12 protein-coding genes are annotated in these 13,264 nt (G+C 44.0%); 6 read left to right on the top strand and 6 right to left on the bottom strand.

The window, feature by feature from the left end; genetic code table 11:
• Positions 1–20: 20 nt before the first annotated feature.
• Positions 21–1,670 carry an SLC13 family permease gene (locus CSV72_RS05995; RefSeq protein WP_099677582.1) on the bottom strand — a complete coding sequence of 550 codons (1,650 nt, stop codon included), beginning with the start codon at positions 1,668–1,670 and terminating at the stop codon, positions 21–23.
• A 255-nt stretch (positions 1,671–1,925) separates the two neighbouring features.
• Between CSV72_RS05995 and CSV72_RS05990 the strand changes: the two genes are divergently transcribed.
• On the top strand, positions 1,926–3,005 hold the full coding sequence (locus CSV72_RS05990; protein WP_099677581.1) for an AI-2E family transporter: 1,080 nt from the start codon (positions 1,926–1,928) through the stop codon (positions 3,003–3,005).
• A gap of 98 nt (positions 3,006–3,103) precedes the next feature.
• Positions 3,104–3,382: a hypothetical protein gene (locus tag CSV72_RS05985; protein ID WP_099677580.1), complete on the top strand. Its 279-nt coding sequence runs from the start codon at positions 3,104–3,106 to the stop codon at positions 3,380–3,382.
• Positions 3,383–3,419: 37 nt separating this feature from the next.
• On the opposite strand, the gene CSV72_RS05980 is transcribed toward CSV72_RS05985, so the two are convergent.
• A complete protein-coding gene (locus CSV72_RS05980) occupies positions 3,420–4,127 on the bottom strand; it encodes a hypothetical protein (protein ID WP_099677579.1) in 708 nt (235 codons plus the stop codon).
• A gap of 107 nt (positions 4,128–4,234) precedes the next feature.
• Here CSV72_RS05980 and CSV72_RS05975 point away from each other — a divergent pair, with 107 nt between their 5' ends.
• From CSV72_RS05975 to CSV72_RS05960, 4 genes are all read left to right on the top strand, one after another.
• Positions 4,235–5,053: an ABC transporter permease gene (locus CSV72_RS05975; protein ID WP_099677578.1), complete on the top strand. Its 819-nt coding sequence runs from the start codon at positions 4,235–4,237 to the stop codon at positions 5,051–5,053.
• 5 nt (positions 5,054–5,058) lie between these two features.
• Positions 5,059–5,838: an ABC transporter ATP-binding protein gene (locus CSV72_RS05970; RefSeq protein WP_099634257.1), complete on the top strand. Its 780-nt coding sequence runs from the start codon at positions 5,059–5,061 to the stop codon at positions 5,836–5,838.
• A gap of 74 nt (positions 5,839–5,912) precedes the next feature.
• On the top strand, positions 5,913–6,941 hold the full coding sequence (locus tag CSV72_RS05965; RefSeq protein ID WP_199170065.1) for an ABC transporter substrate-binding protein: 1,029 nt from the start codon (positions 5,913–5,915) through the stop codon (positions 6,939–6,941).
• A gap of 406 nt (positions 6,942–7,347) precedes the next feature.
• Complete coding sequence (locus tag CSV72_RS05960) at positions 7,348–8,241, top strand: DMT family transporter (protein WP_099677642.1); 894 nt, start codon at positions 7,348–7,350, stop codon at positions 8,239–8,241.
• Between the two features lie 49 nt (positions 8,242–8,290).
• On the opposite strand, the gene CSV72_RS05955 is transcribed toward CSV72_RS05960, so the two are convergent.
• The 4 genes from CSV72_RS05955 to hutG form a co-directional block, all read right to left on the bottom strand.
• Positions 8,291–9,244, bottom strand: coding sequence for a DMT family transporter (locus CSV72_RS05955; protein ID WP_099677577.1), 954 nt, complete (start codon positions 9,242–9,244; stop codon positions 8,291–8,293).
• A gap of 4 nt (positions 9,245–9,248) precedes the next feature.
• Positions 9,249–10,475, bottom strand: coding sequence for a peptidase T (gene pepT / locus CSV72_RS05950; RefSeq protein ID WP_099677576.1), 1,227 nt, complete (start codon positions 10,473–10,475; stop codon positions 9,249–9,251).
• Between the two features lie 629 nt (positions 10,476–11,104).
• Entirely contained in the window at positions 11,105–12,295 is a 1,191-nt protein-coding gene (gene gltS / locus CSV72_RS05945) for a sodium/glutamate symporter (RefSeq protein WP_099677575.1), read from the bottom strand.
• Positions 12,292–13,251, bottom strand: coding sequence for a formimidoylglutamase (gene hutG, locus CSV72_RS05940; protein WP_099677574.1), 960 nt, complete (start codon positions 13,249–13,251; stop codon positions 12,292–12,294). Before hutG ends, gltS begins: the two co-directional genes overlap by 4 nt.
• Positions 13,252–13,264 lie beyond the last annotated feature (13 nt).

The following is a 13,264-nucleotide window of genomic DNA, read 5'->3' as shown; positions in this document are numbered from 1 at the left end:
GTCCCGGCACCTGGTTTGTTTTAGTCTTTAAATACTTCTGGAATGGTTTGTAAATCGATACCCCATAGTGATGGAAGCAAGAAGTAAATACAAAGTGTTACTAGCACGACTCCGACTATATTGAGCGCGAAGCCGGCTTTCGCCATATCAGGAATTCGCAGATAACCTGATCCAAAAACGACCGCGTTCGGTGGGGTGGCAACCGGTAGCATGAACGCACAAGACGCTGCTACACCTGCTGCGATCATCAATGCGTACGGATGGAAACCGAGTGCGAGTGCCAACGAAGCCATGATTGGATACATCATGGAAGCTGTTGCTGTATTGGATGTGATTTCCGTCAAGAAAATGACCAGTGTCGCAACGATCAAAATAATGACAATGAGCGGAACACCTTTCAATCCAATTAGCTGAGCTCCGATCCATTCAGACAGACCGCTGCTGACAAAGCCAGCTGCGATGGCCAGACCACCACCGAATAGAAGTAAGATACCCCAAGGTAATTTAACCGCCGTATTCCAATCTAGCAAGTGATCACCTTTTTTATTGACAGACGGAATGATGAACAAAATCATCGCAAACACAATCGCAATGACACCGTCACTTAATCCGTCAATAAATTTCGATAGGAAGAACGAGCGCGTAATCCATGAAAACGCAGCTAGTGCGAATATGATGAAGACCATAATCTCTTCAATTGAAGGACGTCCAAGCAATTTCTTTTCTTTATCGATGACTTCACGTCCACCAGGTAATGTTTTGACTGGGGATTTATAGATAATCTTCACTAAATACCACCAAGTTAGTAAGATGAATACCCACGCGAAGGGTACACCGAACAACATCCATTTACCGAATGATAACTCGATGCCGTAGATTTTATTGATAGCTCCTGCAAGCAGTGTATTCGGAGGTGTACCGATCAATGTCGCAACCCCGCCTAATGAAGCGGAGTAGGCAATACCGAGCATCAACGCTTTGCCGAAACCAAAGTTTTCTTTAGTTGTGTCGATAGATGTATCGTCTTTCAAGGCAACTGATACTTGTGTAATGATCGCCAGACCGATTGGTACCATCATCATCGCGGTTGCGGTATTAGAAATCCACATAGACAGAAATCCAGTAGCTACCATAAATCCAAGAACAATTTTGTCCATATTTGTACCGATGGCAGAAATAATTGTTAGTGCAATTCGTCGATGCAAATTCCATTTTTCCAGCGCGAGTGCGATCATAAATCCACCCATAAATAAGAAAATCGTTTCATCTCCGTAAGAAGATGCCGTGTCTTTCATTTCTAGGCCGCCTGTCATCGGAAACAGAACGAGTGGCAATAAGGAAGCAACTGGAATTGGTATAGCTTCCGTAATCCACCAAACTGCAATCCATACGGTACTGGCTAAAATAGCGATACCGGCTGCAGATAAATCAGCAGGTTTGAAGAACAGTAAAATAAGGGAAAAGAGTAATGGACCAAGTACTAATCCAATGAGCTGTGTAGCTGAATAACTGCGAGAGTCTCTGCCTCCACCTTCGTGATTTACGCCAATCTTTTTACCACCTTGTCCGCCTTTTACCATTTCAGAAGTATTAGGTGCAGTGAACAATCGGAAGACATCTTTAACTTGATCATGTAACGACCAAAGACGATTCCAAGTCTGTTGTAACATAAGATCCCTTCGTTTCTACGATGTATTTCTTGAAGAGTTGCAATCTTTCCAAGACAGAACCATTTTACCGGCTAAATACGACTAGGACAAGAGGAATTAAGATTTTTTCGCATAGTTAGACAATTATTGTTACAATACAGTGTAGAAATCAAGGGTTATTGTATAGCAAAGGGCGAAATTAATTTTCGACACGGGTGATTCAACCACGTATAATAAAGTTAACTATGTAAGTTAAAATAGAAGGGAAGTGAGCATTTGACGAAAAAGGTGTGGTTTCAGGTAGGTGTCGGCATATTGCTGGCATTGTTAATCACGAAATACTTTTTAGAAGTAAATTATATTTTTAGACCGGTTGGAGTTATTTTACAAACGATTATCATGCCATTAATCTTTGGTGGACTGCTTTATTACATAACGGTACCGATCCAGCAATACTTGGAAAAGAAAAAGATGCCGAGATGGGGAAGTATTATAACGATCATGCTCATACTTGTAGCCGTTATTTGGATTTTAGTCGCAATCATTGGTCCGATGGTGACGAAACAAGTGAATAATTTGGTGGACAATGGGCCAGCTCTTACCCATCAGCTCGAGCAACTGCAAGATAAAGCGATTAATCAAAAAGATAATTTACCGGAAGGATTGCAGGAATCCTTGAATTCAGCAGTCGAATCCATTCAAACGTTCGCGGTAACATTTGGCAAATGGTTCGTACAATTTGTGCAGTCATTCGTACAAGCCGTAGCATTACTGTTACTTGTACCGTTCTTCTTCTTATTTATGTTGAAGGATCACGAAAAATTTGCTCCGAGAATTTACAATGTGTTCTCCGGTAAGCGTCGTATTTGGGTAAAGAAGACGTTGGAAGATATTGACCAAGTTTTACGTTCTTATATTCAAGGCCAATTATTAATTAGTGCTATTTTAGCGGTAATTATTTTAATTGGTTACTACATTATAGGACTTCAGTACGCTTTACTACTAGCAATTCTCGCTTTATTCATGAATATCATTCCATTTATCGGACCGTGGATTGCGGTGACTCCAGCTTTAATCATTGCCTATTTACAGGAACCTAAATTAGTAATTTGGGTCGGAGTCGTTACGCTAGCTGCACAGCAAATCGATAGTAATCTAATTACGCCGAACGTTATGGGGAAATCACTCGATATCCATCCTCTTACGATCATTACGGTATTATTAGTGGCGGGAAGTCTCGCAGGATTCCTTGGAATTTTAGTAGCTGTGCCTGCCTATGCAGTCGGTAAAGTGATTGTGCAAAACATCTATGAAATGCGAAAAGAAATTAGTGAAGCCGCCACGAAGAATGTGTAGCGATAGAACTAACCTCCTAGTCTTTAGGCTAGGAGGTTTTTGGATGGGTAAATAAAAAAAAACTGCTCATCCTAACGAAAACGAAAGGGTGTTAGCAGATGCTGACGGAATTTCCAGTTATTCATACCAATGTGTGGGATGCGATGTGGGGTGTTCCGGTTGTTTTGATTGTGGTACTGATTGCCAAGTGGTTTTTAAAAGTGCCGCTTAGTTGGCTTTCGACAGTGGCCACAGTAGTTGCGCTCGCTATATCCATATTCATCAGCCATCCAAAGAATTTGTCTGCCGGAATATTCATGGGATTTTTTTATAGTGGTGCGGCAATGGGGATTATCTATTCGACAAAACAATCCTATCATGCTTATCGCAAACGTTAAAAACAGGCCTTCGCATAGTGAGCGAAAGCCTGTTTTTTCACGGTAATGGACAAAAACCGCAACGCATCAATCCGGGTACATCTTTAGAAAAACAGCAAGTTTTGCGGACAGTCGTGTTCAATAAAGCGGTTGGTTCGGAGCCGTTTAAATAGCTTGCGAAACGTGAGTGATCAGCGATACCCGTCCACGTGGTATCGTTTTTTAGCATCTCTAAATCTTCTCTTGCTTCCATTTCCGATCCTGGGTCAGACAATAGTACATGATATTGCCAGAGCCAGAAGCCGAAGATATTCTCCCATAAGGTAAGGGGAGATATGGGTACCACGCTACGCAATGGTGTAATCACTGCATGTGCATCGTCCAGCACCCGTTTAATATGTGCTTGCCGGTCTTCGTCATCGATCATTTCCCAATCTGCGCTAACGACAAAAATGCTAATCGTTTTATTGCCGAACTCTTCCCGTGCACCGAACTGTAGATCTTCTGCTGATCCGTTCCACATTTCGTCGTATGCAGCTAGATTATAAAGCTGCATGGCAAAAAACATACCGAGTCGACGTACGAAGAACGAAGCCGCGACGACTTCATTCGGACTTTGGCTGACAGTCTTTGTGACTTGGACGATACTCTGTACTTTTGAGGAATCCAGTACGTCCGCTAGTGTGAATACAGGATGTGCTGGCTGTTCCAAGTAGACACTGTAACTATTCAATTCTCTGATTTGGTCTGGTGTAAGTGTAGTCATAACTTCAGTATAATCAAACTACTTTGCGGAAACAACCCGAACATGACGCCTGCCCAACCAGTTTACTAGGCCTTTACATACAATAGGCAGTGAAGAGGTGGTGAAGAGTGGAGACTTCAGAATTGGCTCGCAATGAATCATTTGAGGTGGAGCAGAGGGAATGGAAGTTGCGGCAACGCAAAGAACGTGGCAAGCAGTTGCTGACGATTGTGTCACCGTTATTCCTCCTGGTGCTATGGGAAGTGATGTCGAGAACAGGTATCTTGGATATTCGCTTTTTCCCGCCGCCCAGTACGATTGTGCAAACCTTTTATGACATGATTGTGAGCGGCGTAATGGCGAAACATGTTGGTGTCTCATTGTATCGGATTTTCATTGGATTTTTAGCAGGTGTCATACCAGGTATCATTGTCGGTTTATTGATGGGATTATATTCTCCAATCCGGCATTTCGTTCAACCGATTGTCATGGCTCTTATGCCAATTCCAACATTGGCATTATTGCCAATCATCATTATTTTATTTGGAATTGGAGATTTGTCAAAGGTAGTGACGATTGCCGGGAGTGTGTTTTTCCCAGTTGTCATTAATACGGCGGCGGGTGTATTGAATATCGATAAAATTTATTTGGATGTTGCCAATAACTATCAAACGAGCCAATGGAATTTCTTCTTTAAAATTGCACTTCCTGGAGCACTTCCTGTCATGCTCGAAGGGATCCAGATGGGGCAGGCAATTGCGCTATTGACGATCGTGGCGGCAGAGATGATGGGAGCGACTTCTGGGATTGGTTATTTGATATGGACGTCCTATAAAGCTTTCTTATTGCCCGAAATGTATGTGGGATTAATACTCATCTCCTTTTTCGGTTATTTATTCTCGCTTATTCTGCGCGCGCTTCAAAATAAATTATTGCCATGGAGGTGAATGAAATGGAGGGGAAGCCAAAGATTACGGTAGATGGGTTAATGAAAGCTTTTTATAAGAAACAGGGCAGTGTCATTGCGCTTGAAGATATTTCCCTAACGGTAGATGAAGGAGAATTCGTTTGTATCGTTGGTCCGAGTGGATGCGGTAAGACGACGCTGTTACGTATTCTGGCTGGACTGGAGCAGCCGAGTGTCGGTAGTTTTACGATTGCGACAGAAACGAACGACCGGCCGTTGCAATCGATGGTATTCCAGGAACGCGGTGTTATTCCGTGGCTGACGGTACGTGAAAATGTAGCCTTTGGGTTAAAAATGCGCAACTTACCGAAAGCCTTCATTACTGAACGAACAGACTTTTACTTGAAGAAGACGGGGTTGGAACGCTTCGCTTCGCTCTACCCAAAGGAATTGTCTGGCGGAATGAAGCAGCGCGTGAGTATTGCAAGGGCTTTTGCGAATGATCCTGAGATTTTATTGATGGATGAACCGTTCGGTGCACTCGATGAACAAAATCGCTTTATATTACAGGAAGAGTTATTAAGTATTTGGGCAGAGACAAAGAAGACTGTGTTGTTCATTACACATAGTATTGATGAGGCGTTATTGCTCAGTGATCGGATTCTGTTGATGGGGGCTCAACCAGGGAAAATCATCGAAGAAATTATTATCGATATGCCGAGACCGAGAAAGATGGAGGATGTTCGGAAAGATCCAGAAATGGCGGCAAAATTCATTGATATATGGCGTCACTTGCAAGAGGAAGTACTAAAATCAAGAGAATAAGTGATAAAAGGAGAGATGATGTGGGGAAGTGGATAAAGAAGGCGGGATTGTTTAGCCTGTTATCGGTCGTATTGATGATGGGTGCATGTTCTCCAAAAGAAGTAGCGAAGCCCGTACCGAATGATGGCAAGCCGGCTTCAGGTGATTTGGCACCACTTGAGAAGCAGGCGAAGGTATTCATAGCGGAAGATGGGGCTGCTTCTGGAGCTGGTTTTTATATTGCGAAAGAAAAGGGCTATTTTGATGACTATAATATACGTGTAGATTTTGCGGACTTTGCAAACAGCGATGACATGTTGCCTGCACTAGCCGCTGGCGAAGTGGATATCGCGGGTGGCGTTTCTACTGCATCATTCTTTAATGCGATTGCTCAAGGAATTGACGTACGGATCATCGCGGATAAAGGCCATAATATGCCCGGCAAGTCCTATTTCAGTTTTGTTATCGGTAATCATATGGTTGATGAAATCAAGGAGTACAGCGATTTTAAAGGAAAGAAAATCGCGGTATCGTCCCGTAACTCCATTGATGGGTATATCTATGAAGAGATGCTGAAGCATGCAGGTTTGACGGAAGAAGATGTGGAGTATGTGCATATCGCGGACTTCGGTGCGATGCTTGGAGCGATTGATTCAGGAACAATTGATGCCGCGTTGAATATTGAACCGCTTATCGCGCAGGGTGTCAATAAAGGTTTTCACGTACGTTTCGGAGACGCTACTGATTACGCGCCTGAATCGCAGATCGCCATGGTGTTGGCTTCACCGCAATTCATGGCGAATGAAGATTTGTCGTTACGCTTCATGGCAGCCTATCTAAAAGGGGTGCGTGACTATAATGACGCGTTCTTTAAAGATCAAGGTAAAGAAGAGATTATAGACATCATGGTAAAACATACGGCGCTGAAAGATCCTGAGTTATGGGAAAGAGTATTCGTGACGGGACTCGATCCGAACGGTAAGATGTTTATCGATGATATAAAAAAGCAGTATGAGATGTACAAAGCGAACGGGGCGATACGTGGTGAGATCGACTTCGATAAGTCTGTTGATCCGTCGCTTGTCGAGCGTACGATTAAAGAGATCGGGTTATACGAAGATTGATAGTTGGTGGAGCTGTCCGAGAAGTCATGATGTTTGTGACTTCTAAGTGATGGCTTCTTTTTTGATGTAGAAAGTCTGTTGAGGGTTGGAATTAGGATTTACAGGAATTTGAACTTGGACTTAAATAAGTTTACGTTCAACATTAATTGGCATACTACAGTGAGTGACTTATGTAACCCCACTATCAACGTAGGATTGAAGCGTCCCCAGCTGGAGCTTCAATCCCCTCGTGGATGCTAATCTATTCACACAGCAAACTTCTTTAGAATTTACTTACAAGTAAACGCACGTTCTTAACGCTTTGCTTCTATTTCAAAAAGTCAGTATTCTTTTTGAATTCAGCTATAATCCGACAGGAAATCATGCTAAAATAATAGCACTGACTAGCGGAAGTATGGTGAAGCACATGAGGAAATACATAGGCGAGATTGGGTTGACGATCACCGCCATCATCTGGGGGAGCGGCTTTGTGATGAGCGCGCTCGCTTTAGAATATTACACACCGTATCAAATTTTAGCCGTACGTTTTACAATAGGAGCGCTGTTACTTAGTATTGTCTTTCATAAACGTCTACTTCGGATGGATCAGTCGATTTTATGGAAAGGCGCATTGCTTGGTGTTTTGCTGTATGCTGCATTTGCATTGCAGACAGTAGGTTTGCAGTTTACGACACCTTCAAAAAATGCGTTTTTAACCGGTGTCAATGTAGTGATTGTCCCGTTTATCGCATTGATTTTATATAAGCGTAAGCTGGATACCTTTGAATTGTTTGGTGCAGTATTAGCACTGATTGGAGTGGCGGTTTTATCGTTGCAGTGGTCAACCACTATTAACATAGGCGATTTACTAACGCTTGGGTGTGCTGTGATGTTTGCATTTCATATTTTCTACACGGCACGATTTGTCCGAACGGAAGATGCTATTTTGCTGACGCTATTGCAAATGGTTGTCGCCGCCGTGATTAGTTGCGTGACCGTCATCGGAATGGACGAGATGTCATTTTCCATGGAACCACAGGGTATAAGTTCGGTGCTGTACTTAGCTGTATTTTCTACGACTCTGGCATTCTTAATGCAAACAGTTGGGCAGAAACACTTATCGGAAACGAAAGCAGCCATTATATTATCAACAGAATCAGTCTGGGGCATGATTTTCTCTGTAGCCCTTGCCTATGAATTATTGACGTTCCGCATGTTCCTAGGTGCACTCATTATCTTTATTGCGATTTTATTATCAGAAGTAAGACCACAACTATTGAAAAAACGCATTCCACCACAAATAAAAGAACGTGAAGTTTGAAAAAGGGTTGTCCGACAAGTCAGTAACAGACTTGTCGGACAACCCTTTTCTACACTTTCTTTGCGGCCAATGAAGTTTGATAACTATGCAACGACATGCCACCGATAATTACTAGCACGCCGACTAATGAAAGTGCGCCTGGTAATGGCAAGCTAAGCAATAGCATCTCACCAAGCATGGCGAAAATTAATTCGACGGACTGTGTAGCTTCGACAGCTGCCAATTTCCCTTGATCATGTTGCACCATATCCGTCGCCATGAAGAATAGTGAAGTGGCGATTACGCCTGAACTGACTGAGACAATTAATGACTGCACGACCTGACTTAGAGAAGGCAGGCCGACAGTTACCGCTGCATAAACCGCTAGCAGCAACCAAATAGGTATCGTCATCAGTGTCATCGCGAGTACACGCTGGAACATATCGAGCCGTCCACCGACTAGATTCATCATTTTCCGATTGCCTAGCGGGTAGGAGAACGCAGCTATGACAAGCGGCAAGGTACCCAGAAGAATCGTTTTCGTCGATACGCTTCCTGCATGTGGAATCTGGATCAGCACAACACCGACTAAGATGACTAGCGAAATGACCAATGATGCCGCAGGAATGCGGTGACGGATCGTGTGTGTTTCACCAGTTTCCGTCTTGGCTTGGAACGTGAAGAAGGGGGCTAGCAACACGCCAGCGACGATGGTCATCTGCCATGTACCGGCAACGAGCCATCCTGGACTATAGCCAGCTGAAAATGTCAACGGACCGTAAAACAGAACGAACGCTACGAAACTCCAGATGAAAAAGGGCCAAGGTGCCGCAATCATTTCTCGTTTTACGCCAGTCAAGCCGCCGCGCATGGCTACGATGACCACTAGGAAGGGTACCATGAAGAAGTAACGCAATGATGCACTCCACATCCAGCTGCCGCCATCCAGTTCCATCGATCGATTTAGCACAAAAGTAACCGCAAAAAAGAGGGCGGATAATATGCCAATTCCAATAGCCCTCATACACTTAACCTCGCTGTTCCTGAAGTTTCAGCGCTTCAATAATGACTTGTGTAGCTTTCACCATATTGTCTGCTGAGATAAATTCGTATTTACCGTGGTAATTTTCACCGCCTGTGAAGATGTTTGGCGTTGGCATTCCCATATAGGAAAGTTGTGAACCATCCGTGCCACCGCGAATTGGCGCGATTTTCGGTTTGATATCGAGACTACGATAGACATCTGCCATTACATCGACGATTTCCATGACAGGCGTAATCTTCTCGCCCATATTGAAGTACTGATCCGTTACTGTCAGCTCCACCGCATGTTCACCGTACTTCTCTTGAAGACGTGTAGCGGTATCTTGGAAGAGTTGTTTGCGAGCTTCAAAAGAATTCTTGTCAAAGTCACGAATAATATATTGATACGTAGTTTTTTCCACAGAACCATTCGCTTCCATCAAATGAATGAAGCCTTCATAGTTCTCTGTTTCCTGCGGGATATCATGTTCCGGCATGGCTTGATGGAACTCTGTCGCGATCAATAGGGAGTTGACCATTTTATCTTTTGCCGTTCCTGGATGCACATTCGTTCCGGTAAACGTTATTTCTGCACCCGCAGCATTGAAGCTTTCATACTGAAGTTCTCCAAGCGGTCCACCATCCATTGTATAAGCGAAATCTGCACCGAATCGTTCTACGTCAAATTTATGAGGGCCACGTCCGATTTCTTCGTCAGGTGTGAAGCCGACACGCACTTTGCCGTGTTTGATTTCGGGATGTTCAACTAAATAATGCATAGCTGTCATAATTTCGGCGATACCGGCTTTATCGTCAGCACCTAATAAAGTCGTTCCATCCGTCGTAATCAACGTGTGGCCGACGTAGTTGTTAAGCTCAGGAAATGCTTGTACGCTCATGAGGGTTGTTTCATTCAATGAAATATCTTTACCGTCATAGTTGTCGATGCGCTGAGGGTTGACGTTTGTACCTGTGTAGTCAGTCGCGGTGTCGACGTGCGCTAGGAAGCCCACTGTTGGCAGTTGTTTGTCAGTGTTAGCCGGTAGTGTGCCGAATAGGTAGCCGTTTTCGTCCACCGAGATTTCTTCGAGACCGATGTCAGCCATTTCCTTTTCGAGCACACGCAGCAGATCCCATTGTTTTTCGGTGGACGGTGTCGTGTCCGAAGCAGCATCGGATTGTGTATCGATTTTAGCGTAGCGGATAAGTCGTTCAATCAGTTCTTCTTTCATGTAGCAGACTCCTCTCTAGATACGAATTACTGTTTTCATTTTAACAGAGGTGTGTGAATATTTCGCTTAAATCGAATAAAAAAAGAACCGAGAGCGTCGGTTCTTGGAAATGGTGTAAGGTTAATTGGTGTTGGGGTTGGGATTGGCGCTACGGAGGGGACGCTTTCCTGAGGGCTCGCGATGAGCCAACCAGGTCGCGAACTCCCTTTGGTTGTCTCATCTGTCGAGCTGATCCTCTAGGAGTCGCCCCTCCTACGCACCAATCCCTTGCATAGCAAGTGGTTGACACTTATTGTTGTGCATTAAAACTAGCCTTGTAATTAGTTTTGATCTAGAACTTGATCAGTCCTTGAACTTAAATAAGTTGAAACACAACAATAATTCACACACTACCTACAATGAGCGATATAAGTACCCCCACTCGTTAGGTAGGATTGAAGCGGAAGCTGGGGCGACTCCGGGAGGATCAGCGTGCGCCTTGAGACCCCGCAGGAGCGCACTTTGCGACGAGGAGGCTCAAGCCACGCCCTCCGGAAAGCGTCCCCAGCTGGAGCTTCAATCCCTTCGCACTCACAAGTTATATCTTAAGTGTATAAAACGTTAGATTTAGATTTTGCTATCATTTACACTCAAGCAAATATATTTATCGTAGTAATGATGATCGGCATCGAGACGACGTCTATGAGGAAGGCGCCTACGATAGGGACGATCAAGAAAGCTTTGCGTGATGGGCCGTAGCGTCCTGTGACGGCTGCCATGTTCGCCATTGCGTTTGGCGTCGCACCCAGACTATGGCCTGCGAAACCAGCAATCATAACGGCCGCGTCGTAATCCTTACCAAGCAAGCGGAACAGGACGAAGATTGCAAACAACACGACGAAGATCACTTGTACAAAGACGATCAACAACAATGGAAGTGCCAAATCTGCAACTTCCCACAGCTTGATGCTCATTAACGCCATCGATAAGAAAATACCGAGTGATACGTCGCCGATCAAATTGATGCTTGTCATATGAACCGCATCTTCTTTCACGCGATCCACAATGTTTCGTACGATCACTGCAACGAACATCGCTCCTACGTAACCTGGCATGACAAAACCAGTAGCGCTAGAGAACAGCTCGCCGATAAATGTACCGCCTGCGATACAAAGTGTAATCAATAACGTCTGTGTTAGGAAGTTATCCGTGTTGATTGGTTTTTCTAATGATTCCACGGAATATGCTTCTTCATGCACCACTTCCGTAGATTTTAAATCATATTTATTGATCAAGTATTTGACGATTGGACCACCGATTAGACCGCCTGCTACGAGTCCGAAAGTTGCTGCTGCAATACCAACGGATAGTGCAGAATCAATCCCAAGACTTTCTAATGTTTCTCCGTAAGCAGTAGCACCACCGTGTCCGCCTTCCATCGAGACAGCACCAGCCATCATACCGATCAACGGGTGCAAACCAAATAGGTAGGACATGGAGACACCGATGACGTTTTGGACCAGTGCTAAGAAGCCACAAGCTACCCAGTAGATCATCAATAGTTTTCCGCCAAGACGGATTAGACGAAAACTAGCGCCAAGACCGACTGTTGTGAAAAACGTCAACATAAATAAATTTTGCAGTGATGTATCCAATGTAAAACTCAGTAAATTGAAGTACTTCAAAATAGTCGCTAAAAGCGCAAATAGTAAACCGCCGACAACAGGGGCAGGGATACAGAATTTCTGGAGAAAGCCGACTTTACGGACTAACATCGTACCCAGTGTTAGAAGAGCTAACGCTAAAAACAGCGTAGAGATTTGATTTAGCTCAATTGTCATATGATTCGACCTCCCAGCAATGCAAAGATTGCTTCATTTGTAAGATAGGCCCCCAGCTTAACCGTTTGATTATGATGATCAAGTGACGGATTTATTTCCGAAATGTCGAATGAAAGGGTTTTCTTATGTGATGCAACAGTCTGAATGAAAGAGCGTACAATCAACGGATCCAATCCGAAGGGAGACGGCGCACTTACACCTGGAGCATACGCAGAATTCAGGACATCCGAGCACAATGTTAACAAAATAGCGTCCTGTTTATCAATGAATAACTGTATTTTTTGTAATGTATCGTCTAAAGGACTTGTCGAAATTTCTTGTTCTGTGACATATGTCACGCCTTTTGCATCGGCTTCTGCGAATAATGCGTCCGTGTTGCCAAATTCTTGGATACCTAGCACGAGGTAGTCAACATGCGCATCAGCGTCGAGCATCTGCTTGAACATCGTGCCTGAAGAAGGTTGTTCATCGTAGCCACGCAAATCAAAGTGGGCATCAATATTTATGACACCAAGTTTTGCATCAGGGCCAAGGAAATCTCGAACTCCTGTATAATGACCGTAAGCGGTTTCATGTCCGCCACCTAAAATAACGGGCTTCGTATGATAGAGAAGGCTCTTTTGAACGACTGTGCCTAATTCAGCTTGGGCTTGCTCTAGCTGACCATGCTTACATACAACAGTACCTACATCAACTATCTGACGGTCAGCAGGCAAACGCCAAGGTAGTTTCGCTAGTTCGTTACGTAAGGCATTCGGTCCTTCTGCAGCACCGAGTCTGCCATTATTTCGACGTACACCTTCTTCTGAAGAAAATCCGATGAGGGTACAAGTTTTATTGGTAGCGCTTTCTTTTAATTCGGAAAATTGGATGATTTGATGCATTCGGAATGCAGCTCTGTCAGTCTCGCTATCAGTACGACCTGACCAGTATTTTTCATTTGATGGAATTAACAATATACTTCACCCT

It is taken from the genome of Sporosarcina sp. P20a (assembly GCF_002743175.1).
Lineage (GTDB): Bacteria > Bacillota > Bacilli > Bacillales_A > Planococcaceae > Sporosarcina.
Note: the sequence above shows the minus strand (reverse complement) of the source record. Positions and strands in the feature narration are given on the sequence as shown.

Excerpts from the sequence above, each read along its gene's own strand:
- pepT (WP_099677576.1), bottom strand. The coding sequence starts at position 10,475 with ATGAAAGAAGAACTGATTGAACGACTTATCCGCTACGCTAAAATCGAT.
- CSV72_RS05955 (WP_099677577.1), bottom strand. The coding sequence starts at position 9,244 with ATGAGGGCTATTGGAATTGGCATATTATCCGCCCTCTTTTTTGCGGTT.
- CSV72_RS05960 (WP_099677642.1), top strand. The coding sequence starts at position 7,348 with ATGAGGAAATACATAGGCGAGATTGGGTTGACGATCACCGCCATCATC.
- CSV72_RS05995 (WP_099677582.1), bottom strand. The coding sequence starts at position 1,670 with ATGTTACAACAGACTTGGAATCGTCTTTGGTCGTTACATGATCAAGTT.
- CSV72_RS05970 (WP_099634257.1), top strand. The coding sequence starts at position 5,059 with ATGGAGGGGAAGCCAAAGATTACGGTAGATGGGTTAATGAAAGCTTTT.
- gltS (WP_099677575.1), bottom strand. The coding sequence starts at position 12,295 with ATGACAATTGAGCTAAATCAAATCTCTACGCTGTTTTTAGCGTTAGCT.
- CSV72_RS05980 (WP_099677579.1), bottom strand. The coding sequence starts at position 4,127 with ATGACTACACTTACACCAGACCAAATCAGAGAATTGAATAGTTACAGT.
- CSV72_RS05965 (WP_199170065.1), top strand. The coding sequence starts at position 5,913 with ATGATGGGTGCATGTTCTCCAAAAGAAGTAGCGAAGCCCGTACCGAAT.
- CSV72_RS05985 (WP_099677580.1), top strand. The coding sequence starts at position 3,104 with ATGCTGACGGAATTTCCAGTTATTCATACCAATGTGTGGGATGCGATG.